Raw genomic sequence first — 25,913 nt, 5'->3', positions numbered from 1 at the left:
TGGGTGGATACAGGGATCGAGACTATAGATGACGTGGTTGATAACGCCTAGTCTGAATAATCGGCTGATACTGTAGCAGACCACACGCTCATTGCTGTCTGATTTTCTTTACGGTGTGTCGTTATTTGAGCGTTTTGCGCCATTTATTACTGTTTTTGCGTAAGTGCTAATAAGTACTAACAGGACATTGGCGCTAAAAACATAAAGTGTAAAAAACAACGTGATAAATGACCGTAAAAGCTGCTACCTTTAGTAGCCAGCCCTTTCACACTTAAACAGACGGCATTAATAAATTACTTATGAACGCACTTACATCAACCCTGACCGCGCAAAAACCATCTATGAAAAAACCGCTCCTTGGCCTAACGCTGAGCGTATTGCTATCGACATTACTGATATCTGAAACGGCGCAAGCCGCCAGTGCTAATGCTCGCTTAGAGCAAGAAGTGGATAAGCAGGCCAAACAGTTAATGAGCCAATATCAGATCTCCGGTATGGCATTTGGAATCATCATCGATGGTAAATCACATTTTTATAACTATGGCTTGTCTGACAAGCAGCGCAACCAGCCTGTATCAGAGCACACAATTTTTGAGCTGGGTTCTGTGAGCAAGACCTTTGCAGCCACTTTAGCCAGTTATTCAGAATTAAATGGCACATTGTCACTCGATGATACCGCGGACAAATACGTTCCCTACCTAAAAAACAGTGCCATTGGCAATACAAAGCTCATCAGCTTGGGTACGTATAGCGCAGGCGGATTGCCATTACAGGTGCCTGAAGATATTGAGAATAATAAGGAGCTGCTGCAATATTACAAATCTTGGCAACCTAAGTTTCCTATCGACTCAACCCGTCTGTATTCCAATGCCAGTATCGGACTGTTCGGCCATCTCTCTGCCCTGAGTATGAGTGATGACTATACCAAGCTCATAGAAAACACTGTGTTGCCATCGCTTAAGATGAACAATACCTTTGTCAATGTCCCTTCGGATAAAATGAAGGATTATGCCTTTGGTTATAACAAGGCAGGCGAGCCAATCAGAGTCAACCCCGGTATGCTAGATGCAGAAGCGTACGGTATCAAATCAACCAGTGCCGATATGACACGCTTCATGGCGGCGAATATGGGGCTGGTAACGGTAGATAGTCAAATGCAGCAAGCACTTGAGAACAATAGAAAAGGCTACTATCAAACAAAATACTTTACGCAAGGGCTGGCTTGGGAGATGTATTCGTTACCGACGACGTTGCAGATGTTGTTAGATGGCAATTCAACAGAGGTTATTTTAAACCCTCAAGCTATCCAAGTGAATGAGCCACCAACGCCTGTGCTGAATGATATGTGGGTCAACAAAACAGGGTCAACGAATGGGTTCGGGGCTTATATTGCGTATGTACCCGCGAAAAAAACAGGCATCGTCATTTTAGCCAACAAGAACTATCCGAATACAGAACGAGTCAAAGCCGCGTATACGATTTTAGAAAGTGCTGTTGGTCAATGATAAAATGAGTCATTGATATGAATGATAGGGCATCAGCATGATGCTACGCAGCAGTGACACCCAAAACATCAGGGCAGTGGACAAAGACTCTAGGGTTTATCTAGCGTCTTTGTCGCTTAGGGTCTTTATCATATCGATTTAGAAGCGTTTAACAATAATTAAGAGCAGCCCTCGACCAAATAAATGGCTTCTGGAATACCGATATCGATACTCTCTACCTCACCTTGTAATGCGCGCTTATTTTCTACCGTCCATTCAGTCTCGCTAATGGTGTTATTACTGAGCTTTTGACCACCTTTGATATGATATTCAACTTGAATGGGTAAAGTATCATTGGCATTATTGAGCTTAATATCATCTTTTTTTAAGAGTGTGCCCGCATCTGCGTCGCCAGTCACGATAAAGTTGACGTTTGCAATCAGATTATAAAAGTCACCATCCACCGCATATTTATCAACCTCGTAAGTAAGACTGTCATCATGCGCGCTCATCACCGCTGTTACCGCATCACCGACATGAACGCCCGTATAAAACGGCGTTTTTGGATCTCGAATCGTAATCAGTGCTACTTTGCCATCTATCACTTGATACAGGACAGAAGCACGTTTGCCGTAAGCTTGATCCATGTAATACTGTTTTGGATCGCTCACATAGTAGCATTGCTCATTGTCACTCTCTTGTTTGGTCAGCCCTAAATCCGCCAGCAGCGCGGGGGTAACCACTTGTCCAAAGCTTAGTTTTTGATAGCCTGATGGACCCACCATTTGGTCATCAGGCGGGCTTGTCTCGGTAGTGATAGGCTCTTTGTCTATTGCGATTTCATTATTATCAGTAGTAACGGGTGCGGATGTATCCGTTTGCGAGGCTGCTGTATTCTTATCCATTTGCGCTGTATTGTCATCAGTAGTTGAGGATTGTGAGTCACAGCTGGTGAGTAGTGATACGCCACCTACCAGACAGGCAGAAAACAATAGCGATTTCATTTTTGTAGATAATAAGTGCTTATGAGAGTCAAACATGGTCATGCTCCTAAAGGTCGCCGATATATATGAGATGGCTTTCATATAATGGCTGTCATATATCGCACGCTGTCATTATTAAGCGGTCACTAATATTGTAGTGGTTAACGTATGACTCAGTACGATATAAAGCGTGGTATTTTTTGTAACAGTTTGAAGCCAAATCAATCACATCAATTTATATTTGTTAGGATGCTTTTATCAGACAATAGCTTACTATTTTTTAGCATGACGCATAAAAAGGAACAATCATGCCAGACATAGGGAACTTGTCACCACAAGAAGTCAGGGCACTGATCAGAAATAACAAAATAGACAAACCCACCTCTGGTATGTGCAAAGGTCACATACAAGCCAACTTGGTCATCGTGCCCAAAGATTTGGCTTATGATTTTTTGTTATTTGCACAAAGAAATCCCAAGCCTTGCCCTGTGTTAGACGTCACCGATATTGGCAGTGCTGAGCCAAAGCTAATGGCAAAAGGGGCTGATCTCAGAACTGATCTATCCAGATACCGAATATACCAACATGGTGAGCTGGTCGATGAAGTATCAGACTTAACAGACTATTGGCGCGACGATTTGGTCTGCTTTCTTTTAGGCTGTAGCTTCTCTTTTGAGACGGCGATGTTGAGTGCCTCCATCCCCATAAGACACATTGAAGACAACCACAATATACCGATGTACATCACTAATATAGAAACAGAGCCTGCTGGAAAATTTCACGGAAAAATGGTGGTCAGTATGAGACCCATACCTTATCCGTTAATCACAAAAGCGGTGCAAGCCACCTCACGTTTTCCGCAAGTACATGGCGCACCCATTCATATCGGTGATCCTAGACTCATCGGTATCACTGACATTGATACACCAGACTTTGGCGACCCATCAACCATAAAAGCAGGCGAAGTGCCTGTATTTTGGGCATGTGGTGTGACGCCGCAGAGCATCGCCATGACCAGCCGTCCTGAGCTGATGATTACTCATGCACCGGGATATATGTTTATTTGCGACCCCAGAGATGAAGACTTAGCAGTCTTATAAATCATCATACTTGTTTTGATTTTACGCCAGTTGTTTCAAACCAAATTTTTATAAAAACTAAAGGAATAGTGTCCAATATGAATATCAATTTTGATGATTTAGAGAAGCTGATAAAAATCGCAGAAAACGCTGATATACAATCGCTAGAGGTGACCGACGGTGACGCGCGCATCGCTATTGTGTGTCACTCTGCTGAGCAACATATGGGCCAATCATCTACCAGTACTGTCAGCAGCGCAACCAATAAACAACAGGCCACGCTTGCATCTAGTGATAATAATAAATATGAAAATAATACCAGTGATAGGGCAAATGAGACTGAAGAGATAGCAAGCACATCGCACAAAAATGACATATCAGCGCCAATGTTGGGCACGTTTTATCGGCGTTCTGAGCCTGACGCCGATGAGTTTGTCAGCATAGGCGATCAGGTCGAAGTCGGGCAGACGCTTTGCATCATTGAAGCAATGAAAATGATGCATGAAGTCAGAGCAGAGACGGCGTGCATCATCAAAGACATTCTGATTGAGGAAGGGGATATCGTCGAATACGGTCAGGCTTTATTCGTCACTGAACCTGCAAGCCAGCCTAGAAACTAACTAGCAGTGGTTTAATAAACATCTGATCTCTCTTTTTTAGGAAAATATATGTTCTCCAAAATATTAATCGCTAACCGTGGCGAGATTGCATTACGTATCATTCGAGCTTGCAAGCAGTTAGGTATTAGGTCAGTCATCGTGTATTCAGAAGCAGATAAAGACTCCTTGCCAGTACGTTTGGCGGATGAAAAGGTCTGCATCGGCCCTGCTAATGCGGCAAAAAGCTACCTGAACCAAAGGGCGATTGTTTCTGCGGCCAAAATGACACAGGCGGAAGCCATTCACCCCGGCTATGGGTTTTTGTCAGAAAATGCAGACTTTGCGGCATTGGTGGAAGCATCAGGCATTCAGTTTATAGGCCCAACTGCTGAAAATATAAGCACCATGGGCGACAAGGTCGCGGCCAAAGTGCAAATGGTTGCGGCTGGCGTGCCTTGTGTGCCCGGTTCTGAGGGCGCGCTGCCAACAGACTCTGATGCGGTAATGCAGATTGCCAATAATGTGGGCTATCCTGTCATTATCAAAGCCGCGAGCGGTGGCGGTGGTCGCGGTATGCGTGTCGTTGAAAAAGAAGCCGATCTGTTATCCGCCATCTCCTTGACCCAGAGCGAAGCCAAAGCCAACTTTGGCAGCGCTGTGGTCTATCTCGAAAAATACTTACAACATCCGCGTCATATCGAAATACAAGTGCTGTCTGATACGCATGGTCATGCCATCTATCTGGGCGAGCGTGACTGCTCGATGCAGCGCCGCCATCAAAAGGTCATTGAAGAAGCACCTGCACCTGGGATTACCGACGAGCAACGGCAGCAGATAGGCGAGGCGTGTGCCACGGCTTGCCAGCAGATGGGTTATAGAGGGGCGGGGACGTTTGAGTTTTTGTACGAAAACGGCGAATTTTTCTTTATTGAGATGAATACGCGCGTGCAAGTGGAGCACACCATCACTGAGATGGTGACAGGCGTTGATATCGTCCGTGAGCAAATACGCATTGCCGCAGGGCTGCCGCTCGCGTACCAGCAGCAAGACATCACCATCAGTGGTCATGCCTTTGAATGCCGCATTAATGCTGAAAACCCAAAGACCTTTTTACCCAATGCAGGCCACATCAACTATTGTCATTTGCCTGCAGGCTTTGGCGTCAGAGTGGACAGTCATATCGAGTCCAACTACACCGTACCGCCCACTTATGACAGTTTGATTGCCAAAATATGTGTACAAGATGAGTCCAGAGCGCACGCTATCACCAAGATGCAAGGGGCATTGTCAGAAGCGCAGATTACGGGTATTGATACCAATATTGGGTTGCATCAGCGTTTGTTTGCCGATAAAGGGTTTTGTGACGGTCAAATGAGTATTCATTATTTAGAAAAATGGATCAAAGAAAATATATAAAACAGCTGTTCATAACACGTTATCAAGATGACGATAACGAGTACATCGTATAAAAATAATGGAGCGTACAAGGATGACCCTACAATGGCAAATCGGCAGTGAAACCAACCTTGTGTTGTTTTTCCCCAAGCCTATCAGCCTAGACAAACAAAAAAAATGCTGGGCACTGGCGGAAATTATTGAAACCATGCCTGAGGTGTTAGAAGTCATTATCGGTATGAATACACTTAGTGTGTTTAGTTACCCGCTAGCAAGGGAAGAGTTTAAAGCGCTACAAAACAAACTGACCGCGCTGCTTGAGGAGATACCTGAGAAAACCATCGACGGCAAGCATATAGAGATACCCGTACATTATGGCGGCAAATATGGCCCTGATTTAGCAGCGATGGCAGCGTCGCTTGAGATGTCTATTGATGCTGTGGTCGATCTGCACACTAGCGCTATTTACACCGTTTATTTTATTGGTTTTCAGCCCGGCTTTCCTTATCTTGGCGGTCTCTCTGAGTCGCTACATTTCCCAAGGCATACCACCCCAAGGACGCACGTGCCTGCAGGGTCAGTCGGTATTGGTGGCGAGCAAACAGGCATTTATCCTTTTGCCTCCCCAGGCGGATGGCAGTTGTTGGGTCAGACAGACACCGATTTATTTGACTTGACCAAAGATTCGCCAACCTTGCTGAGTGCAGGTGATACTTTGTGCTTTACCGCAATAGATATCCATGAATAAAACAAGACCCTGTAAAAAATGAGTCAATAGGTGGCATCAATGAAGATTTTAACGACCAATGGTATGGCCAGTATTCAGGACCTGGGGCGTTTTGGTTATCGCAGTATGGGCGTGGGCAGAAGTGGCGCAATGGATCACTGGGCGCTGCAAGCAGGTAATGCTTTGCTAAAAAATGAGCGTGACGAGCCGGCAATTGAGCTGGCGATGGGTGAGTTGACCATACAGTTTGAGGCAGACGTCAGCTTTTGTCTGACAGGCGCGCTTTATGAGGTGTATTTGGATAACAAGCGTATACCCAGTTATTGGCGCATCAATGCGAAAGCGGGGCAAACCCTAAAGCTACTACGTCCGATAGAGGGCATGTATGCGTATCTTTGCGTGCACGGTGGATTTGATATTGCGTCTATATTGCAATCGGGTAGTACCAATTTAAAAGCTGGTTTCGGTGGCTTTAACGGTAGGTACTTGCAAGCGGATGACAGGTTAAAGGTAAAAGCACCGTCAAGCTTGCCCATCATCGGTGTGGCTCCTCTTGCACCCATCAATAGCATCAGAGTGCTCAAAAGTAGCGAATATGATTGCTTTACACCAGCGGCGCAGACGGCTTTTGTCTCCCAGCCGTGGCAGCTACAGACCAGTAGTAACCGTATGGGTTATCGCTTAGCAGGCGCGTCAGCACTTGAACTCACAGAGCCCAAAGAGATGAGTTCGCACGGTGTCGATATGGGTATGATTCAAGTGCCGCCGCAGGGTCAGCCGATTGTACTCATGGCAGACGGGCAAACCACGGGCGGCTATCCCAAGATTGCTACCGTTATCGATGCCGATATCGGATTAATGGCACAAATAAGATTTGGTAAAACTTGTCAATTTACCCTCGTAGATCGCAGGCAGACCCACCGCGCGCGCCAAAACCGACAAAATTATATCGATCAGATACAGGAGTATGGTTATGAACATTGATTTGAATGCAGACGTTGCTGAAGGCTGCGGGCAAGACGATAAACTGCTTACCATTGTCAGCTCTGCCAATGTTTGCTGCGGGCTGCATGCAGGCTCTTATGCAGAGATGGTCGCGACCTTGCAATTGGCAAAACAAAACAATGTTAGAGTTGGAGCACACCCAGGGCTTGACGATAGAGAAAACTTTGGTCGAACCAATCAGTCTTTGGGCGAAGAGAAATATCGGGCATTGATGGCCTATCAGCTTGGTGCAACCAAAGCGCTGTGTGATTTGGTCGGTGTGTCTTTGGAGTATGTCAAACCGCATGGTGCTTTATACAACCAAGCAGCTATTGATGAGTCGCTCGCTGATATTTTGGTCAGTGAGATCAAACGCTTTGATCCCAATTTAAAAGTCATGGGGCTGTCAGGTGGTCATCTGGTTGCAGCGGCCAAGCGTCAGGGACTTGTGTCGATATCCGAGGTATTTGCCGATAGGAACTATGAAAAAGACGGCTCACTGGTCTCACGTAGTAAAGATAACGCACTAATCACCGATACCCAAGCGGCCATTGACCATGTGTTGCAGATGATTACCCAAGGGACAGTGACTAGTATCTGCGGTGAGGTCGTGCCTGTTGAGGCAGAGAGTATCTGTCTGCATGGCGATGGCGCGCACGCCATTTTATTTGCTGAGGAGATCAAAGAACAATTAGAACGAAAGGGTATTACGATATCCGCATAATAATCATTTGACGGATAACTGTTTGAACGTTAATGACTCAAATTTGTTGTCTCGTTTTATACAAGGATGTTTATGAGTACCTTAAAAAAGCACAATACCGCCATTTTGGGCGCGGCCTTTTTGATGGCCACTTCAGCGGTTGGGCCGGGATTCTTAACCCAAACCGCTACTTTTACCGAAAGTTTAATGGCAAGCTTTGGCTTTGTTATTTTAATATCAATCATTATGGATATCGGCGTTCAGCTCAATGTCTGGCGCGTGGTAGCCGTATCCAAAAAACGCGCGCAGGAAATCGCCAACTTGGTGTTTCCTGGAGTTGGTTATCTGCTCGCTTTTTTGATTATTGCAGGCGGGCTTGCCTTTAATATTGGTAATATCGGCGGTGCTGGCCTTGGCATGCAGTCGATGTTTAACATCTCGCCGATCACGGGCGCATTAATCAGTGGTGTGATTGCCGTCGCAATATTTTTGGGTCGAGAGACAGGGCCTTTAATGGATAAATTTGCTCAGCTCATGGGCTTTATCTTAATTGTCTTAATCATTTATGTGGTATTCAAATCAGACCCACCTTTGGCAGAAGCAGCGACCAAAACCATTATGCCTGATAAAATTGATGCGATAGCCATCGTGACCTTGGTCGGTGGTACGGTCGGCGGATATATTACCTTTTCTGGAGCGCACCGCTTGCTAGAGGCTGGCGTGACGGGTGAGGAAAATCTAGGCTCAGTGACCAAAAGCTCAGTCACGGGCATTTTGGTCGCCTCAGTGATTCGGGTGTTTTTATTCCTTGCTGTTCTGGGCGTGGTGTCACAAGGCCTAACTTTAGATCCGTCAAACCCTGCGATGTCGCCTTTTGAGCATATCTTAGGTAACGTGGGTAAAGTGATCTTTGGCATCGTCATTTGGGCGGCATCTGTGACCTCGGTGATTGGCGCGGCTTACACCTCAGTGTCATTTATGACCAATTTCCATCCCTTTATCGAAACCTATAAGCGCTATTTTATTATCGGTTTTATCGTCATCTCAACGCTTGTTTTTGCCACCATTGGTAAGCCCGCTCAAGTGCTGGTACTGGTCGGTACATTGAATGGCTTGGTCTTGCCTATTGCGATGATTATTGTACTGATTGCCGCTTATCGAAAAAACATCGTTGGTAACTACAAGCATCCTATTTGGATTGCGGCCTTTGGTTGGCTAATCGCCATTGCGATGAGTGTGCTCAGTATCATGACCATTGCCAAATACCTTGGACTAAGCTAAAAATTGGACTGGGCTAAAAACAGTATCGACTAAAAAATATAATATAAGGAGAATATGATGGATATCGAACAAGTCGAGCGAGTGGTCAAACTCGTCGAGCAAAGCCAATTACAGGAAATGACGATCGTAGAGGGTGGTCAGTCAATCAAAGTGGTCAATGCTATTTATTCGCAGCGCCATCGTCTACCATTTGAAGCAGACAACGGTGAGAAACTCGCTGAAGATGACAGCAATAAGTCTGCGCAAGTGCGTGCCCCGCATGTGGGTATCGTGCATTTAAGCGCAGACGCCGTGACGGATAACCTCGTGAAAAAAGGTGATCGTATTGAAAAAGGCCAAACCGTTTGCTTTATCGAAGAGCTAACGCGCCTGCTCCCTGTCGTGAGTGAGCATGACGGTATTGTTAGCGATATAGTGGTTGAGGATGGGATCGGTGTGGAATATGGTCAACCTATTTTGGATGTAATAATACATTAATGAGTCATACTGCGATGGCATTTTGTCTGTGTCTTTTCCATACTGATTGAGTTTTATATCCAATCAATTAACAACATTACGTTGATAATTATTCAATATAACTTGGCTTACTCTTCGGTAACGATGATAGTAAAGTATGTTTATACCAATATTTAAACACCTTATTTTACTAATACGTTATGGAGTACTCATCAATGCAATCATCATTATTAAATAGAGTTTTAACGTCGAAAGCTGGCGTTGCTGCCTTAATCCTTCGTGTGCCTGTGGGACTGATTTTAATGGCACATGGTGCGCAGAAGCTATTTGGCTGGTTTGGTGGCAATGGGCTGGCAGGTACGGCTGGGTGGATGAGCAGTATGGGCATGGAACCTGGCTACCTGATGGCCATCTTAGCAGGCGGTGCTGAGTTCTTTGGTGGTCTTGCCTTAGTATTAGGATTGCTGACTCGACCTGCTGCATTGGTCGCCGCTTTTACGATGCTAGTCGCTATTTTCTCTGTCCATATCAGCAATGGCCTATTTGCCGCTGATGGTGGTTACGAATACGCATTGACCTTGATGGTGGCTTTGATTGCTTTAGCAGTACAAGGTGGCGGTGCTATAAGCATGGATAAGGCAATATCAGAAAAGCTAGGGCGTGTGTCATAGCTCCCTCTAATGGCTGTCAGTAACGCTAAAGAGGCGTCATCCTAATAACAGTAATGACTCACGTTGATAACGTCATATCAATTAATAACACCATTTCATAGAAGTGACGAGGAGCAAGTGATGAGCGTACACGCATCTAACGAGTCAGTTACTCAACCTGTGCTATTTATCCCGCATGGCGCGGGACCTTGCTTCTTTATGGATTGGCAACCTGCAGATATGTGGGATGGGATGGCAAGTTTTTTAGCGAGCATCGCCACTCGATTACCTGAGCGTCCAAAAGCGATTTTTATCATTAGCGGTCATTGGCAGACGCCTGAGTTTGGTATTACTGCTGGCGCAAAACCTGATTTGATTTACGATTATTATGGGTTTCCTGAGCATACCTATCACTTGACGTACCCAGCATCTGGTGCGCCAGTATTGTCTGAGCGAGTCAGTAAACTGCTGATAGAAGCAAGTATACCGAATAAGCAAGATGCGTCACGCGGTTTTGATCACGGAGTATTTATACCGTTAAAGGTAATGTTCCCTGAGGCAGATATTCCTGTAGTACAGATGTCACTACGTAATGATTTAGACCCAGAAGTGCATCTGGCAGCAGGTCAAGCCCTGCAATCATTACGCAAAGAGGGAGTGTTAATCATCGGAAGCGGTATGAGCTTTCATAATATGCGTGGCTATGGTGATGCAAATTTCACCGCACCGTCTGAAGTTTTTGACGAATGGCTAACCGATACTGTTGCAGCGGATTCGGAGACGCGATGGTCAGCGCTGGCTAACTGGTCAAAAGCGCCTTATGCAACAGCGTCGCATCCATTAGGGGCAGAGGAGCATTTGCTACCGCTTATGGTAGCGGTAGGCGCAGCAGGTAATGATAAGGGTCATAAAATTTACTCTGAGCAAGTGCTAAAAACGCAGTTATCTGCTTTTCAGTTTGGATAAAGTCCAAGTAGATACCGCCATTCAGCTGATCACTTGAAAAAGAGGGCGTGATGACCAATAAAATAATACGCTACTGTATTAGATTGGCGCATATCTAGCATAAAACAGACTATCATATGTCTTTATGCCTCAATCGAGCTTATCAAATCCACTCATCACAACTCATCAAGGAGCGATCATGCGTATCACTGCCAATTTTGACGCAGGTAATATTGACGTACTTAACATAGAAGATAAAAATAATATTCAACTCGCCATTCGTCCAGACGTTGGCGAAGAATTTTTCCAATGGTTTAACTTCCGTCTCTCTGGTGAGATTGGAGAGGAGTACGTTCTTCATATTATGAATGCAGGGGAGGCTTCCTATCTAGAAGGGTGGGAGAATTATCAAGCAGTCGCTTCCTACGATCGTCAGCATTGGTTCCGTCTACCGACCACTTATCAAGATGGCAAATTAACCATCGTGGCAGAGCTGGCGTGCGAAACCATCCAAATTGCTTATTTTGCCCCTTATAGCTATGAGCGTCATCAGGATTTATTAGCCGCTGTACAGACGCATCCGCTAGTGACGCTAGAGCATTTAGGTGACACCCTCGATAAGCGCGACCTAACGTTAGTAAAAATCGGTGATGGAGATGCTAGTAAGCGCAATATTTGGATCACTGCGCGTCAGCATCCGGGTGAGACGATGGCTGAATGGCTGATTGAGGGTCTGCTTTATAGCTTGTTAGATAACGATAATGCCAATAGTCGGTTGCTGTTAGAGAAAGCCAACTTCTATATTGTGCCCAATATGAATCCTGATGGCAGTGTACGCGGACATCTACGTACGAACGCCGCAGGTACGAACCTAAACCGTGAGTGGGCAAGTCCAAGTTTGGAAAAAAGCCCTGAAGTGTTTCATGTGATTAAAAAGATGGAAGAGACGGGCGTTGATCTGTTTTATGATGTGCATGGCGATGAAGCATTGCCTTTTGCATTCCTTGCTGGCTCTCAAGGCACGCCGAGTTATAACGAGCGCCTTGCACATCTACGTGATCGGTTCTCAGACGTATTGAAATTAGCCAGTGCTGACTTTCAGACCGAGGTCGGCTATGAGATTGATGCGCCAGGTAAGGCGAACATGACACTGGCAACCCATTGGGTGGCTGAACGTTTTGATTGTCTTGCCAATACGCTAGAGATGCCATTTAAAGACAACGATAACCTACCTGATGCAGAAATGGGCTGGTCACCAGAGCGTTCTATTCAGTTAGGGGAAGCATCGCTTATCGCCATGCTAGCCGTCGTTGATGATCTGCGTTAATTGATGCTAACTGAAGATTTAGATAGACAGTCGTTATTCAAACGCTAGTAAGTACTCACTTGCTAGCGTTTTTTATTTATCAGATCTTTATGTGTATAGATACCAGCAGATAGGCAGTCACAATGGGGTGTCTTTATGATTTTCATATAGTAAACAATTATATAAAGCGTTCGCTACTTTTAAAATAATACTGAAAAATGGTCAATCGTGACTGTATGAAGTACAACATTTTCATAACAATGGATACCATGACGGCGGATAAAATGTAGCGTGTACCTAATAATATAACCATAAGTTAAATAATCAAATAATAAGGATGGTTGCAATCATGAGTAAAACTAAAACAATTTTAATCACGGGTAGCACGGATGGTATTGGTAAGTTGGCGGCTTTAAAGTTAACAGAAGCGGGTCATCAGGTGTACCTGCATGGCCGCGATGCTGAAAAACTGGCCAGCGTCATCTCAGAAGTTCAAGCCGTGGCAACAGGCGATGCCGTAGATCAAATTGATGGGTTTGTCGCTGATTTTTCTGACTTAACAGATGTGCTCAAGATGGCCGCAGATGTCAATGAAAAGCTACCAAGGCTTGACGTCCTCATAAACAACGCAGGCATTTATACCACGGCATCAGCGATGACCAAAGAGGGTCTAGATGTACGTTTTGTGGTCAATTACCTAGCACCTTACGAGTTGACCAATGCGCTATTACCGTTACTCAAGCAATCTAGTAAAGCACGTATTGTGAATCTGAGCTCGGCTGCTCAAGCACCAATATCATATAAGGCATTTGTAGGGCAAGAGCGTCTCGATGACAAAGCTGCCTATGCGCAAAGTAAGCTGGCACTAACAATGTGGAGCATGGGTTTAGCTGATACAGTTGCTAGCCATGATATTAACGTGATCGCTGTCAATCCAGGATCATTATTGAACACCAAGATGGTTGACGAAGCGTATGGTCATCACTGGTCATCAGCAGACAAAGGCGCAAATATCCTAACAGCATTGGCTGTCTCGGATGAGTTCGCGGACGACACGGCTAAATACTTTGATAACGATATCAAAGATGGTGCACATGGTGATGCTAGGGGCGAATTTGGTCAACCGCATGCCGATGCGTTAGACAAAGAAGCCATTGCAGAGCTAGAACGCCAAACACAGCAGGTGTTACAGTCGTTGTATTAAAAGTATATTAACTCCTGTTAAGCGCTATGTATTTCGGTACTGCTCACATGAGAGCTCTGCTCAATCTATTCATTATTAGGAATAAAAACAATGCAAAATCAGACAATAAAAGCCATTGGCTATCAAGATAACCTAGCCATTGATAATGAACAAGCACTACAAGATATTACCCTTGATAAGCCAACTGCGACAGGTCACGATATTCTGGTAGAGGTCAAAGCCATATCCGTAAATCCAGTGGATTATAAGATCCGTCAATCGCGTCCTGCACTAGAAGGTGAGTATGCAGTGATTGGTTGGGATGCAGCGGGCATCGTGACGGCTGTCGGCGACGAAGTCAGCCTGTTCTCAGTCGGGGATAAGGTCTATTACGCAGGGGATCTAACCCGTTCAGGCAGTAACGCTGAGTATCAGCTGGTTGATGAGCGTATTGTTGGGCGTATGCCAGCATCGCTATCATTTGCTGAAGCGGTGGCACTGCCACTCACCACGATCACGGCTTGGGAGATGTTGTTTGAGCGTTTGCAAGTACCTGTTACTAATAGCGCGGCAGATAAAAATGGTGGTGATGAGCGTGATAACGATGTCTCGGTATTAGTTATTGGCGCGGCAGGCGGGGTTGGTTCTATCTTAACGCAGCTATTGAAAACACGAACGTCTGCGACGATTATTGGCACCGCGTCAAGAGATGAGAGCGTACAGTGGTTAAAGGATCTAGGCGCAGATCATGTGATTAATCATCGTAACCCATTGTTTGATGAGCTACAGAAGACAGGTATCACTGAGGTAGATTACGCCATCAGTCTCAATAACACCGAAGAGCATTATGAAGAAATCATCAAATGCTTAAAGCCACAAGGTAAATTGGGGCTCATTGATGATCCTGAGTCATTAGACGCCAAGCTGCTTAAAACTAAATGCCTAAGCCTACATTGGGAATTTATGTTCACGCGATCTATGTTCCATACGCCAGATATGATTGAACAGCATCGTTTATTGACGGACGTTGCCAATATGATTGATGCAGGCGAGATCAAAACCACCGTTGCCTATCATCTTGGCACTATCACGGCTGAGCATGTACGCAGTGCGCACCAAATGCTAGAAAACCAGCAAGCACATGGCAAGATTGTATTAGAAGGTTGGCCTGCGTAGGGCTTATAGTTCTAGAAAGTATAATCTTAAAATCAAAATAGAAAGCCACTCTTGCTTGCATTGCTAGGGTGGTTTTTTTGGGTTTGAGTATTAATATATTTATTGATAATAATTCTCATTAGCATTAATATTCATATTTTTTAAACATATGTTCTTTATTGCGTGCTGATATTTTGGCTCTCTTACTTGATTAGTAGTTTGCCAATAAATATTGATTCGTAACATGCAATAGATAGATATTTTTAAAAGAGAGTCAAGTTATATCAATCAATAGGAATTTGAATGCGTAAAGCAGTATCGAGCTACCAAAAGGGCAGTTATCGAAAAACGTTTATTTTTATTCTAATTATTAGTTTTTATTGGCTAATAGACTCTCTTGTGGCAAAAGATATACCATCTATTTTAACAGGGCTAGCGTTATGCTTATCAGTGCTAAAACAAGTTGTCATACCTGTAAATCTTAATCAAAAGGTATTTTCACGAAAAAAATACGCTATAAGTGACGATGATTTTATTAGTCATTATCAGTATATTTCTAATTTTAATAGAAATAATATTTGGCATAGATTAATAATATGGGGTGATAAGATTTCATTTCTCCTATTCATTGCTGGAATACTTTATAGCCTATTAATTTAGCTATAAAAGGTAATTATTTGAATGAGTCTGCACAATAAGTGTTTATGTCTTCACTAGGCCTTTCATTATATAACTTATAGAAGAATATACGAACCATCACTGCCATATCTCACCCAGCACCCCAAACCAATTTTTTGACGTGATTTTTTCAATCAGCGCATCAGAGAAGTGGCGTTGTTGCATCCGCTCAATCAGCTTGGCGATTTGACTAATATCAGACAATTCATCAGGCAATAGGCAACCATCAAAATCAGAGCCAAAACCAACGTGATCTTCGCCTAGATGGTCAATCAGATAAGCAAGATGATCGACAATCACATCAAGGGAGGTCTGCGTATCTTGCTGCCCATCCGCACGCAAAAAGGCCACATCGAAGTTCACCCCAACTAGACCACCATTTTGTTTAATGGCAGCCAACTGTCGATCGGTTAGGTTTCTTGCTTGCGGACATAAGGCGTGTGCATTAGAGTGGGTTGCGACAATCGGCTGATCTGCAATCTCTAACGTATCCCAAAACGCGCGCTCATTCATATGCGACACATCGATGAGCATATGCTTGTCACGACACGCCAAGATAAGACCTTTGCCTTCGTGAGTCAGACCAGAGCCTGTATTTGGAGAGTGCGGAAAAGAGGCATTTAAGCCATCACCGAACAGACTTTTTCTATTCCAGAGTGGGCCAATACTTCTAAGCCCTGCGTCATAAAACACATCCAGCAACTCAGGCTCAATGGCTAAAAATTCAGCGCCTTCAAGATGCAGAACAATGGCCAGTTGCTGGTTCTGCTGACAGGCTTTTATTTGTGCAACAGACGTACAGATCTGAATCTGACCATCGGATCGCGCTTGCAATTGCTGGGCAAATTCTAATTGCGCGCAGCAAGTATCAACGATTTCTTGCGGAGTGAAGTCTGAGTTTGACGGATTCGCTAATTTATCAGGATGGTTGTTTTTTACATAAGCGTAGGGTGGCAAAAATATAGAAAATAAGCCGCCCATCCAACCTACTTGTCGGCAGCGAGCTAGATCCAAATGCCCTGGCAGTGTGCCATAAATAAAATCATGTACGGGATCGTCAGCCGAGCTTAGCCATAGGCGAGTTAATAGATCGTTATGACCATCAAAAATTATGGGCTGGTTATTCATCATTAATCCGTGACCGTACGCGTGGGAATCAGTTGCTCTTGACTCATACTTAATAGTTTAGAATTTTTAGGGTTCCTAAAGCGCAGCTCTTCAAACGGAGTTGGCATTTCGCTATTAACACGCGCTTCCTCAATCAGGTAGTGATAAGGCGATTTGCCGCATACAGGATCGGCGTTTTTTGCATCGCCGGTTAGCATAAACGCTTGGCAACGGCAGCCGCCATAATCGTGCTCTTTATCAGGGCAGCTTTGGCACATATCAGGCATCCACTCATCACCGCGAAAGTGATTGAAGCTGTCTGAGTCATACCAGATTTCTTTTAATGGCGTCTGCCTAACATTGGGAAATTCTAGTGGCAGCTGTCTGGCAGCATGACACGGTAGGGCAGTGCCGTCAGGCGCGACGGTCAAGAAAATCTTACCCCAGCCATCCATACAGGCTTTTGGTCGCTCTTCGTAGTAATCAGGTACCACAAAAATGAGTTTGCATTTGATACCACGTGCTTCGATTTTTTGGCGATATTCGTTGGTAATGCGTTCGGCTCTGACCACTTGTTCTTTGGTGGGTAGTAGGCCTTCGATGTTTTCAAATGCCCAACCATAAAACTGGCAAATAGCCAATTCAACCGTATCAGCCTCTAACTCTAAACATAGCTCAATAATCTGGTCAATCTGATCGATGTTTTGCCGATGAATCACAAAGTTAAGTACCATTGGATAATCGTACTGCTTGACCAGACGTGACATCTCATACTTTTGCTCAAAAGCATGTTTGGAACCTGCTAAGAGGTTATTTACTGTCGGGTCACTGGCTTGGAAACTGATCTGAATATGCTGCAATCCTGCGTCTTTTAAACTGGCAATGCGTGCTTCAGTCAGTCCCATACCTGAGGTGATGAGATTAGTATAAAAACCTTGCTGGTGCGCATAAGCGACCAGTTCTTCTAGGTCTTGACGCACCAGCGGCTCACCACCAGAAAAGCCCAACTGCACCGCGCCCATTTGCCGCGCTTGATCAAACACATCAAACCACTCCTTTGTCGTCAGCTCTTCTTTATACTGAGCATAATCAATCGGGTTGGAGCAGTACGGGCATTGTAAGGGGCAGCGATAGGTTAACTCAGCGAGTAACCATAGCGGCAGTCCGACGGGCGCAGTCATACTAAATCAATCCAATGTTCACGCTGGGCAACCAGCATATATTCAATGATGTCTTGCTCGATTTCAGGGACATCGCCAAACATCGCTTTGACCTTTTGGATAATATCAGCAACCGATACGGTGCCATCAATATGTTGTCCAATGATACTGGCGCTATCATTGAGTGTGATCATCCCTTCAGGATAGAGCAAGACATAAGCGTCTTGCGCCGGCTCAAACTGAAAGCGATAGCCATGACGCCATGTGGGAACCAGCGATTGATCCAGTTCAGGTAAACTAGTAGGGATACTCATTTGAACAATCCTTTATGCCAGACATGATCTGTGGTGACACTTTGGTAAGGCGCTTGGTCATGCACATAGGCAAGGCTCAAGGCATCCAAAATCGTCCACAAAATATCGAGTTTAAATTGTAATATCTCAAGCATGCGTTCTTGCTCTTGAGCCGTCTTGAATGAGTCAAGAGTGATGGTCAGACCATGCTCAACATCGCGGCGAGCTTGACTCAAGCGCGAGCGGAAATAGGTATAGCCTTCTTCTTTGATCCAAGGGTAGTGCTTGGGCCAAGACTCTAAGCGCGATTGGTGAATCTGCGGCGCAAACAGCTCGGTCAATGAGCTGCTCGCCGCCTCACGCCATGAGGTACGGCGGGCAAAGTTCACATAAGCATCAACAGCAAAACGCACACCCGGTAAGACCAATTCTTCCGAAATCACTTGCTCACGCGTCAAGCCAACTGCTTCCGCCAGACCAAGCCACGCTTCGCGCCCGCCGCCATCAGGATAAACGCCGTCTTGATCGATCATGCGCTGAATCCACTCTTGACGCACGCGCTGATCAGGACAGTTTGCCATGATTGCTGCGTCTTTTAGCGGGATATTGATTTGATAGTAGAATCGGTTGGCGACCCACGCTTGGATTTGCTGCTGCGTCGCGCGTCCTTCGTGCATCATGACGTGAAACGGATGGTGGATATGATAATACTGACCTTTAGCCATAATCGCTTGTTCAAACGCTTCTGGGGTGAGTGCTACGGTTTGTTCTTGCATTATTTTTACCTTGCGATTGCTGTCTTTATCTTACCGTTTGTCTTAAAGCTCTATCTGCATACCATCAAAGGCCACTTCAACACCGTGCTGTTTTAGTGTCGCCGCTTGTTCAGATTGCTCGTTCAATATCGGGTTGGTATTATTGATATGAATGAGCACCTTACGAGCGTTATCGAGCTGATCTAAATAATGCAGCGAGCCATCGTCACCACTGATATGCAAATGCCCCATGTCTTGGCCCGTTTTAGTGCCAACGCCGCGTTCTTGCATCTCGTTGTCTGTCCATAGCGTGCCGTCAATCATCACGCAATCAGACGCTTTCATAATTTGCATGACTTCATCGTCAATTTTGCCCAAGCCTGGCGCATAGAACAGCTGCTTTTGTGTTTTTAAATCTTTCACAATCAGCGCAATATTGTCGCCATCATGAGGGTCGTTACGGTGCGGCGAATACGGCGGCGCTGAGCTTCTGATGACTAAAGGCGTTAGCTCTAAATTGCTGTAACCGTCAATTTGAAAGCTTTGTTTTGGGTCGATTTGATTATATTGTAGACCGCCGTTCCAGTGCTGTAACATATTAAACAGTGGAAATCCTGTGCTGAGGTCGTCATGCACCATGTCGGTACACCAAACAGAGATGGGGCAGCCTTCACGTAAGGTCAATAGGCCTGTGGTGTGGTCAAGCTGACTGTCCATCAATACCACATCGGTGATGCCTGTGTCTCTTAGATGACGGGCTGGCTGCGCGGCTTTAAAGTCAAATAGCTGCTGGCGAATGTCTGGTGAAGCGTTAAACAAAATCCAGTCAACGCCATTTTCTGATATGGCGATCGAAGACTGGGTACGGGTCTTTGCTTTAATGGTGCCTTGGCGTACGCCGTGGCAGTTTTCGCAGTTACAGTTCCACTGCGGAAAACCGCCGCCCGCTGCTGAGCCTAAAACGTGAATATACATAGATCAATATTTCCAAATGTCAAAAAAAGTAAAAGCCCTAATCATCTAGGGCTTTTAATGTATTCAGGTCTATGAGTTTTTAGCGTGCTTCAAAATACATAGTGATTTCGAAACCGATACGAATGTCTTGAAAAGCGGGTTTAGTCCACTGCATAGGATTACTCCAAAAAGTTATTATAGGATCATCGTTGAGATGAATGAAAGTAATTATCAATGGTATTATAAGCCGACCCTGAATGTCAATTTGTTAGATGTTAACTTTCAAGCTCAACACGCCCTAATATTTAGACTAAAAGCGATAAGTCACTCTACCGACTACGTTTAAAGGCTCGCCATACGTTAATCCAAAGAAGTTTTCGCCAGCAAGATACTTTTGGTTGAATAAATTGTTGACGTTAAGCTGTGCTTCTAGGTTGTCATTGATGGCATATTTGGCCATGATACTTGCTAGTGTCACGTTGTCTTGACCATATTTTTCAGATTGACCAGTCACAGGGTTGGTGACCACACCATAGTAGCCGTTTGACCAATCGATACCGCCACCAACTGTCAAATTAGGAACGATATCGTTCATATCATAGGTGGCAAACAAATTCAGCGTGGTGTCGGCGTAGCCTGTGTTAACGGGTTTACCATCTCGACCCTCAGCATTAAAATGCGTGTAGCCAATAGCGGCCTTTAGCTTGTCGCTAAGCTGACCAGTAACTTCGACTTCAACGCCTTGACTTACAGCATCTACACCAAAGTAGGCTCTCTCAAGACCGGCACCTGGTATTATTTGACCACTATCTTGAGCAAGATCATTTTGCTCGATTCTAAAAATGCTGACTTGGCTTTGTAGTGCGCCATTATCTGACTCACTTTTTAGACCAATCTCGTAGTTTTTTCCTTCGACAGGATCGAGATAAGTACCATTGATATCGCGCTCTGACTGAGGTTTAAAAATAGTACTATAGCTGCTATAGATACTATGATTGTTATTAATATCATAAGTAATGCCCGCATAAGGCGCCCAAATATGCTCGGATTCAGTATTCATTTTAGTTCCATACTGAAAACCCGAGCGCTCATATTCAGACACACGCGATCCTAAAATCACTGACAAGGGATCCGTTAGCTTAAGCTGAGTGGCGGCAAAGATGGCTTTTTCCTTAGTCGTGACATCAGAGCTTTGGGTTTTGGCGCCCCATGCTGGCTCAGCATAGCTGCCATCCCAGTTATCGAAGTCAGATATTGGTAAAAGTCCATCAGGCGGCGCTGTATAGGTAAAGGTATCAAGATCGCTTTTATTGTAAGAGCCACCGACGATGACTTGATGCGTTCTGCCTAGTGCATCAAAATTACCAGTCAGCTCGGTTTTTACATTGATTTGCTTGCGTTCAGTATCGGCATGGAATGGGTTTAAGTTGTAGACCAGCCCCACATTAGGATCAATAACTTGACTGCCATTGGCATAGATATAAAGGAGTTTTGGGCTACTATCGCTCTCGTTATAACTGGCATTGGTGGTTAGGTTCCAGTCTTCATTAAAATCATGATCGATGTCAGCGAAGTAGTAAACATTGTCAGAGTCCCAGTTTGACCAGTCAGCACTACCGTTTTTACTGGTGTCCCACTCGGCTTTTGAGCCATCACTTAAATAACTTGGCAAACCGCCCCACATGGTCGATTTTGATTTATTGTGCTGACGGCTTGCGCCCACACTGACGGTAGTGTTGTCACTCACATCAGCATCCACTGTGGCATAGATTAGGTTTTGCCCCAGCTCTTGGCGATCGATAAAGGTGTCGCCATCTTGATAGCTTGCCACGACTCGGCCACGTACCGCGCCATCTTTGGTCAATGGCTGACTACGATCGATGCTCACACCATAATTGCCATAACGATCAACGTTGGCAGAGAGTTCAGTGGCGGGCACTGTGCTGTCGGCACGTTTGCGAATGAGATTGACGTTGGCAGAAGGGTCGCCTGAGCCACTCATCAAACCTGTCGCACCACGTACGATTTCAACATGATCAAACATAGCAGTATTGGCTGAATATTCACCCATCGCCGCTTGCTGAACAAAATCTGTATTCAAGCCATCGATTTGAAAGCCAGTAATGCCAAATCCTCTCGCTGAGAACCCACTGCGCGCGCCATCGATACTGCCCACTTGAATACCAGGCGCGCGTTTAAGCACCTCTGTTAGATTGGTTGAGTTTTGATCTTTGATTTGCTGATTGGTCACTACACTGGTGGCCTGCGGGGTTTCTTTTGCAGAAAGTGCCAGTCCAGTGGCGCTACTGGCGGTAGGAATAGTATAGCGGTCGGTATTTTCAGTAATCTGTGCGTCTATATCTGCCGTGACCACGATAGTCTCTAGCGTGGTACTGGGTTCGGCTTTTTTGTCAGCATCATTGATGGCGATACTATCACCAGTTGCGGATCGGTCGGTGGTTTCAGCATGAATGATAGATGAGCTGACTGCCAATGAAGCAATGGCTGACAGATGCATCGTTTGTTTGATGAACCAACTCAAGGAGCTGGGTTTATGTCGCTTGGTGCCTTTTGTAATGATAAACATCAGATGGTATCTCGATAAAAGTATTGGGTTAGTTGGCTTAACATTCTCTTGATGTAGCATTGAATGCGTAATCAATATACGGTTTTGTCAGTGACAGGCTGTTTAATGGGCTTAACATGTCACGATCAATTGCGTACATGATAATGATAATGAGAATTATTAGCAATACAATATAGAGATATTTTTGACACATTTGCCTACGTGTCTGATCGGTGAGCTTGAGTATTTGATAAAATTGCATGAATGAATAGGGCGCGAGCTGACCTATTCGATGAAAAAAGGAATGAGCATGCAACAATATCAACGCATAGTATGATAAAGCCATGATGAACCAATGCCTCATCAACACTCATAGAAGCGTGAATGACGTTAAATAGACACCTCTTTATAGAGTAGTATTATAAGTAGTGGTGTGAATCACGCTTTGATACGGCGCATCAGGTATAAGAAGTACGCACCACCAATAATAGCGGCAATGGTGCCAGCCGGTATCTCGTAAGGAAATATGATATAACGCCCAAGCCAATCCGCCAGCACCATTAATGCGGCACCTAAAATAGCCGCCAGTGGCAATTGGCACTTGAGCTGAACCGCGCCGAGCGTCGTGGCAAGATGTGGAATCATTAAACCAATAAAACTAAGCGGTCCGACTGCCAATGTGGATATGGTACTAAGCGCTGCCACTAGGATTAATATCAAGCTTTGAAACAGCCTCAAAGAGACACCAAGCTCACGCGCTATCCCGCTGCCTAAGCTCAATATCTCTAGTGGTTTTATCAGCATAAAACTCAACAAAAAAAGCAATAGGGCGAATATCACAAGTAGCCATGCAGTCTCAGGGCTGGCCAGATAAGTGGAGCCCGATAACCAACTGAGAACCGCTTGCAAGCGCTGATCTCCAGATATTTTGACCAGACTTAACAAACCACCCATCAGGGCGGCAATTGCCACGCCAACCAACAGCAAATAGGCAGGATTTATTCTACGAGCCAGCCATAATATCAAGCTGAGCACAATCGCTGCGCCCAATAATCCTGACAGCACAATGCCTGCGTAACCAAAACTGGGCAAGAACACAAAGGCCAATATCACGCCGATTGCAGAACCTGAGCTGATGCCCAGCACTTCAGGACTGGCCATAGGGTTGCGCGTTAAGGTTTGCAGCAGTACGCCCGCAGTCGCTAGCATCACGCCAGTGGCCGCCGCGCTCAGGGTACGAGGCAGTCTAAAATCAACAATCAAACTCCATACGGCATTCAATCGCCAACCATTTGCTGTGGCAGTGAAAACAAGTATGCCGACAATTAGCAGAACTAAGGCGACACTCCAGAGAAGTAAATGCGGTTCGCGGCGTTCTGAAATAAGCGTTGGGCTAATCTCATCTTTATGCGGCCGGCTTTGGGTTACGATTAGCCATATGACCAATGGCGCACCAAGTAAGGCAGTCATCGCATCAGCAGGAATGTTTAAGTTTAGGTAATGCTGTAGTATCGTGGTGACATTGCTGGTCACCCACAGCAGAAGTGCCCCAAATCCATAGCCCAAGAGTAGACGGTAACCGATATGTCTGACAGAAAATACGTTGACGAGGGTAGCGGCACCCAGTCCGATAAAACCAATAGGTCCTACACGGCTCACGACAAGGGCCGTTAATATCGCCACCAATCCCACTACCAGTCCTCGAATAAGATTGATAGGTATGCCCAAAATTTTTGCCTGCCTATCGTCTAGGCTCATGATTTCTAGCGGCTTTAATAAGGGCATTAAGCTGATGAAGGCGACCACACTAGCAATGGCTAAAACAATAGACACTTGCCAATTGTTTTGCGTGAGGCTGCCAGCTGCCCATACCATGACATTTAAGGATTCTTCGGCATAATAAATCATCAATAAGGCGGCGATAGCACCCAATAAGATATTAGTGACCAAGCCTCCCAATACCAGTACCAGAGGATTCATGCGACTTGGTGCGGCAAGGATGAATACAATTGCCATGCTGCTAATGGCCCCAATAAAGGCGACCCAAAAGCTGCCTCCTAGATTGAAACTAGGGAAAAATAATGTCACAAGTAGCAGTGACATATTTGCGCCACTGCCCACCGCCAATGTTGTGTCTGACGCCAGCGTGTTTTTTACCAACTGTTGCAGCAAGACACTAACTAAGCCTAGAAGGCCACCTGCAGTTGATGCCACGATCATGGTCGGCACGATTTGCAGTTGGATACTCATATCCGAAAGCGACAAGTCAAATGACGGAGTGAATAGCTCTATAAATGGTAGATTCCATAACTGATGTATGACAGCATAACTGCTGACTACTGCCATCACGATCAAAAAAGCAACCATCAAATAAAGGCGGTTAATAGACAAAACATTGTTTTTCATCATAAGTCGGTATTGCCTACAAGCGTGGCATTCATTAATCGATCGGCCAAGACATTCATAGAAGCCACGCCACTATTGTTCCAAGTGGCCGGTAGTAGGGTTAGACAGCGACCTTTATCGACAGATTTTGGATCATCTTCAAACGAGTATCCCAAGCGTTGCCATACCAAGCTGGATTCTAGCTCCAGCTTAAGTAGATCACCGATAGGTTCTACGACCACCAAGCAAGTATCGTCATCGAGCTGTGCCAAATCCCCTAGCATAATGGGTGCAAAGCCCCATTGGTTGCCATCTGCGAAAGCCACCAGTTCTAACCCCATGGCGTTTAGTGCCGGCTGAAACAAGCTGTTGTATGAAAACATACGTAAATTATTGGTATCAGCAAATTGGACTACCGCCAGTTTTTTGATATGAGGGTAGCGCGTATGAAACGTATGACCTGCTTGTGTTATTTGATTTTTACTCTGGTCAAGATAGTGTTGTGCCGCTTGAGGCTGACGAATAGAGCGACCCAATTCTAACGTGGGCTCTATAAAGTCTTCCCATTTGGCAACTCTATTTAGACTGCTCAGCTCAATAGAGTGAATGGGCAGGTCGCCATACATAGGACGCAAATGCTCATAAAATCCGGTGTCTATCACCACATCTAGATCGAGCTGAGAGAACATTTCGGGATTGGGCTGATAACGGGTACCCACGTCGTATGTGGTAGCAGGGATAATAGGTTTGCCAACCCATTCTTTATAAAAAGGCTTATCACCTATTGCCACTGGCGGGTAGCCCATGGCAGTTAACGTTGCAGCAATGCCCCAATCTGGTGTCATTACCTTAGAAGGAGATTGTACCGACAGAGGCTGCGTTAAGGTGTTTTGCGTCTCTAGGGCAGGTGCGGACGAGGTGGCATCAGATGAGTGACAACTACTTAACACTAAGCCTAAGCATGCTGTCCCAAACAGACGGATGGAGAGAGACATTGCTTTCATATAACGGCTACTTGTTGACTAACATCAGGGTGAGTACGCATCGTCGCGCTTACCCAAAATATGGAATGTAAAATCTGTTTT

The 25,913-nt window shown here is 45.2% G+C and carries 25 protein-coding genes; 15 read left to right on the top strand and 10 right to left on the bottom strand.

The genetic code is table 11. The features are described from left to right. Positions 1 to 299: 299 nt before the first annotated feature. The gene (ampC, locus tag QO189_RS07800; protein WP_371532270.1) at positions 300 to 1,505 is read left to right on the top strand and encodes a class C beta-lactamase; all 1,206 of its coding nucleotides are present in this window, start codon (positions 300 to 302) and stop codon (positions 1,503 to 1,505) included. 158 nt (positions 1,506 to 1,663) lie between these two features. On the opposite strand, the gene QO189_RS07795 is transcribed toward ampC, so the two are convergent. Beyond that, positions 1,664 to 2,524, bottom strand: coding sequence for a hypothetical protein (locus QO189_RS07795; protein ID WP_371532269.1), 861 nt, complete (start codon positions 2,522 to 2,524; stop codon positions 1,664 to 1,666). 251 nt (positions 2,525 to 2,775) lie between these two features. On the opposite strand from QO189_RS07795, the gene QO189_RS07790 reads away from it, so the two are divergent. The 14 genes from QO189_RS07790 (at position 2,776) to QO189_RS07725 (ending at position 15,590) form a co-directional block, all read left to right on the top strand. Beyond that, positions 2,776 to 3,567: a putative hydro-lyase gene (locus QO189_RS07790; RefSeq protein ID WP_371532268.1), complete on the top strand. Its 792-nt coding sequence runs from the start codon at positions 2,776 to 2,778 to the stop codon at positions 3,565 to 3,567. 77 nt (positions 3,568 to 3,644) lie between these two features. Continuing rightward, positions 3,645 to 4,166, top strand: a complete 522-nt coding sequence (gene accB, locus QO189_RS07785) for an acetyl-CoA carboxylase biotin carboxyl carrier protein (protein ID WP_371532267.1) — start codon at positions 3,645 to 3,647, stop codon at positions 4,164 to 4,166. 48 nt (positions 4,167 to 4,214) lie between these two features. Further along, positions 4,215 to 5,561 carry an acetyl-CoA carboxylase biotin carboxylase subunit gene (gene accC, locus QO189_RS07780; RefSeq protein ID WP_371532266.1) on the top strand — a complete coding sequence of 449 codons (1,347 nt, stop codon included), beginning with the start codon at positions 4,215 to 4,217 and terminating at the stop codon, positions 5,559 to 5,561. Positions 5,562 to 5,634: 73 nt separating this feature from the next. Beyond that, a complete protein-coding gene (gene pxpB / locus QO189_RS07775; protein WP_371532265.1) occupies positions 5,635 to 6,288 on the top strand; it encodes a 5-oxoprolinase subunit PxpB in 654 nt (217 codons plus the stop codon). A gap of 39 nt (positions 6,289 to 6,327) precedes the next feature. Beyond that, a complete protein-coding gene (locus QO189_RS07770; protein WP_371532264.1) occupies positions 6,328 to 7,251 on the top strand; it encodes a biotin-dependent carboxyltransferase family protein in 924 nt (307 codons plus the stop codon). Beyond that, the gene (gene pxpA, locus QO189_RS07765) at positions 7,241 to 7,975 is read left to right on the top strand and encodes a 5-oxoprolinase subunit PxpA (protein ID WP_371532263.1); all 735 of its coding nucleotides are present in this window, start codon (positions 7,241 to 7,243) and stop codon (positions 7,973 to 7,975) included. The genes QO189_RS07770 and pxpA overlap by 11 nt, the downstream gene beginning before the upstream one ends. Positions 7,976 to 8,047: 72 nt before the next feature. Then, a complete protein-coding gene (locus QO189_RS07760) occupies positions 8,048 to 9,235 on the top strand; it encodes an NRAMP family divalent metal transporter (protein WP_371532262.1) in 1,188 nt (395 codons plus the stop codon). Between the two features lie 57 nt (positions 9,236 to 9,292). After that, the gene (locus tag QO189_RS07755) at positions 9,293 to 9,712 is read left to right on the top strand and encodes an acetyl-CoA carboxylase biotin carboxyl carrier protein subunit (RefSeq protein ID WP_371532261.1); all 420 of its coding nucleotides are present in this window, start codon (positions 9,293 to 9,295) and stop codon (positions 9,710 to 9,712) included. Between the two features lie 194 nt (positions 9,713 to 9,906). Beyond that, a complete protein-coding gene (locus tag QO189_RS07750) occupies positions 9,907 to 10,362 on the top strand; it encodes a DoxX family protein (RefSeq protein WP_371532260.1) in 456 nt (151 codons plus the stop codon). Positions 10,363 to 10,482: 120 nt separating this feature from the next. Further along, the gene (locus QO189_RS07745) at positions 10,483 to 11,307 is read left to right on the top strand and encodes a class III extradiol ring-cleavage dioxygenase (RefSeq protein ID WP_371532259.1); all 825 of its coding nucleotides are present in this window, start codon (positions 10,483 to 10,485) and stop codon (positions 11,305 to 11,307) included. A 178-nt stretch (positions 11,308 to 11,485) separates the two neighbouring features. Continuing rightward, positions 11,486 to 12,613, top strand: coding sequence for a M14-type cytosolic carboxypeptidase (locus tag QO189_RS07740; protein WP_371532258.1), 1,128 nt, complete (start codon positions 11,486 to 11,488; stop codon positions 12,611 to 12,613). Positions 12,614 to 12,941: 328 nt separating this feature from the next. Then, positions 12,942 to 13,796: an SDR family NAD(P)-dependent oxidoreductase gene (locus tag QO189_RS07735; RefSeq protein WP_371532257.1), complete on the top strand. Its 855-nt coding sequence runs from the start codon at positions 12,942 to 12,944 to the stop codon at positions 13,794 to 13,796. Positions 13,797 to 13,901: 105 nt separating this feature from the next. Then, complete coding sequence (locus QO189_RS07730) at positions 13,902 to 14,951, top strand: zinc-binding alcohol dehydrogenase family protein (RefSeq protein ID WP_371532329.1); 1,050 nt, start codon at positions 13,902 to 13,904, stop codon at positions 14,949 to 14,951. 282 nt (positions 14,952 to 15,233) lie between these two features. Next, a complete protein-coding gene (locus QO189_RS07725) occupies positions 15,234 to 15,590 on the top strand; it encodes a hypothetical protein (protein WP_371532256.1) in 357 nt (118 codons plus the stop codon). A 96-nt stretch (positions 15,591 to 15,686) separates the two neighbouring features. Here the strand turns inward: QO189_RS07725 and QO189_RS07720 are convergent, their stop codons facing one another. From QO189_RS07720 to QO189_RS07680, 9 genes are all read right to left on the bottom strand, one after another. Further along, positions 15,687 to 16,736, bottom strand: coding sequence for a dipeptidase (locus tag QO189_RS07720; RefSeq protein WP_371532255.1), 1,050 nt, complete (start codon positions 16,734 to 16,736; stop codon positions 15,687 to 15,689). Positions 16,737 to 16,738: 2 nt separating this feature from the next. Continuing rightward, the gene (gene pqqE, locus QO189_RS07715; protein WP_371532254.1) at positions 16,739 to 17,896 is read right to left on the bottom strand and encodes a pyrroloquinoline quinone biosynthesis protein PqqE; all 1,158 of its coding nucleotides are present in this window, start codon (positions 17,894 to 17,896) and stop codon (positions 16,739 to 16,741) included. Next, the gene (gene pqqD / locus QO189_RS07710) at positions 17,893 to 18,189 is read right to left on the bottom strand and encodes a pyrroloquinoline quinone biosynthesis peptide chaperone PqqD (protein WP_371532253.1); all 297 of its coding nucleotides are present in this window, start codon (positions 18,187 to 18,189) and stop codon (positions 17,893 to 17,895) included. The genes pqqE and pqqD overlap by 4 nt, the downstream gene beginning before the upstream one ends. Continuing rightward, a complete protein-coding gene (pqqC, locus tag QO189_RS07705; RefSeq protein ID WP_371532252.1) occupies positions 18,186 to 18,944 on the bottom strand; it encodes a pyrroloquinoline-quinone synthase PqqC in 759 nt (252 codons plus the stop codon). The genes pqqD and pqqC overlap by 4 nt, the downstream gene beginning before the upstream one ends. Before the next feature lie 42 nt (positions 18,945 to 18,986). Then, entirely contained in the window at positions 18,987 to 19,898 is a 912-nt protein-coding gene (gene pqqB, locus QO189_RS07700; RefSeq protein WP_371532251.1) for a pyrroloquinoline quinone biosynthesis protein PqqB, read from the bottom strand. Positions 19,899 to 19,977: 79 nt separating this feature from the next. After that, complete coding sequence (gene pqqA / locus QO189_RS07695) at positions 19,978 to 20,052, bottom strand: pyrroloquinoline quinone precursor peptide PqqA (protein ID WP_075107140.1); 75 nt, start codon at positions 20,050 to 20,052, stop codon at positions 19,978 to 19,980. 135 nt (positions 20,053 to 20,187) lie between these two features. Continuing rightward, positions 20,188 to 22,464: a TonB-dependent siderophore receptor gene (locus QO189_RS07690; protein ID WP_371532250.1), complete on the bottom strand. Its 2,277-nt coding sequence runs from the start codon at positions 22,462 to 22,464 to the stop codon at positions 20,188 to 20,190. 417 nt (positions 22,465 to 22,881) lie between these two features. Then, positions 22,882 to 24,852, bottom strand: coding sequence for a Fe(3+)-hydroxamate ABC transporter permease FhuB (gene fhuB / locus QO189_RS07685; protein ID WP_371532249.1), 1,971 nt, complete (start codon positions 24,850 to 24,852; stop codon positions 22,882 to 22,884). Next, a complete protein-coding gene (locus QO189_RS07680; protein WP_371532248.1) occupies positions 24,849 to 25,832 on the bottom strand; it encodes an ABC transporter substrate-binding protein in 984 nt (327 codons plus the stop codon). The genes fhuB and QO189_RS07680 overlap by 4 nt, the downstream gene beginning before the upstream one ends. Positions 25,833 to 25,913 lie beyond the last annotated feature (81 nt).

The sequence above is a fragment of the Psychrobacter sp. Arc29 genome (genome assembly GCF_041431175.1).
Taxonomy (GTDB): Bacteria; Pseudomonadota; Gammaproteobacteria; order Pseudomonadales; family Moraxellaceae; genus Psychrobacter.
Note: the sequence above shows the minus strand (reverse complement) of the source record. Positions and strands in the feature narration are given on the sequence as shown.

Coding starts and splice junctions, on each gene's coding strand:
- pqqE (WP_371532254.1), bottom strand. CDS start 17,896: ATGACTGCGCCCGTCGGACTGCCGCTATGGTTACTCGCTGAGTTAACC.
- pxpB (WP_371532265.1), top strand. CDS start 5,635: ATGACCCTACAATGGCAAATCGGCAGTGAAACCAACCTTGTGTTGTTT.
- QO189_RS07760 (WP_371532262.1), top strand. CDS start 8,048: ATGAGTACCTTAAAAAAGCACAATACCGCCATTTTGGGCGCGGCCTTT.
- QO189_RS07745 (WP_371532259.1), top strand. CDS start 10,483: ATGAGCGTACACGCATCTAACGAGTCAGTTACTCAACCTGTGCTATTT.
- pxpA (WP_371532263.1), top strand. CDS start 7,241: ATGAACATTGATTTGAATGCAGACGTTGCTGAAGGCTGCGGGCAAGAC.
- pqqB (WP_371532251.1), bottom strand. CDS start 19,898: ATGTATATTCACGTTTTAGGCTCAGCAGCGGGCGGCGGTTTTCCGCAG.
- QO189_RS07690 (WP_371532250.1), bottom strand. CDS start 22,464: ATGTTTATCATTACAAAAGGCACCAAGCGACATAAACCCAGCTCCTTG.
- QO189_RS07770 (WP_371532264.1), top strand. CDS start 6,328: ATGAAGATTTTAACGACCAATGGTATGGCCAGTATTCAGGACCTGGGG.
- QO189_RS07750 (WP_371532260.1), top strand. CDS start 9,907: ATGCAATCATCATTATTAAATAGAGTTTTAACGTCGAAAGCTGGCGTT.
- QO189_RS07740 (WP_371532258.1), top strand. CDS start 11,486: ATGCGTATCACTGCCAATTTTGACGCAGGTAATATTGACGTACTTAAC.
- ampC (WP_371532270.1), top strand. CDS start 300: ATGAACGCACTTACATCAACCCTGACCGCGCAAAAACCATCTATGAAA.
- QO189_RS07790 (WP_371532268.1), top strand. CDS start 2,776: ATGCCAGACATAGGGAACTTGTCACCACAAGAAGTCAGGGCACTGATC.
- accB (WP_371532267.1), top strand. CDS start 3,645: ATGAATATCAATTTTGATGATTTAGAGAAGCTGATAAAAATCGCAGAA.
- QO189_RS07755 (WP_371532261.1), top strand. CDS start 9,293: ATGGATATCGAACAAGTCGAGCGAGTGGTCAAACTCGTCGAGCAAAGC.
- QO189_RS07725 (WP_371532256.1), top strand. CDS start 15,234: ATGCGTAAAGCAGTATCGAGCTACCAAAAGGGCAGTTATCGAAAAACG.
- QO189_RS07720 (WP_371532255.1), bottom strand. CDS start 16,736: ATGAATAACCAGCCCATAATTTTTGATGGTCATAACGATCTATTAACT.
- QO189_RS07795 (WP_371532269.1), bottom strand. CDS start 2,524: ATGTTTGACTCTCATAAGCACTTATTATCTACAAAAATGAAATCGCTA.
- pqqC (WP_371532252.1), bottom strand. CDS start 18,944: ATGCAAGAACAAACCGTAGCACTCACCCCAGAAGCGTTTGAACAAGCG.
- pqqD (WP_371532253.1), bottom strand. CDS start 18,189: ATGAGTATCCCTACTAGTTTACCTGAACTGGATCAATCGCTGGTTCCC.
- QO189_RS07735 (WP_371532257.1), top strand. CDS start 12,942: ATGAGTAAAACTAAAACAATTTTAATCACGGGTAGCACGGATGGTATT.
- accC (WP_371532266.1), top strand. CDS start 4,215: ATGTTCTCCAAAATATTAATCGCTAACCGTGGCGAGATTGCATTACGT.
- QO189_RS07680 (WP_371532248.1), bottom strand. CDS start 25,832: ATGAAAGCAATGTCTCTCTCCATCCGTCTGTTTGGGACAGCATGCTTA.
- fhuB (WP_371532249.1), bottom strand. CDS start 24,852: ATGATGAAAAACAATGTTTTGTCTATTAACCGCCTTTATTTGATGGTT.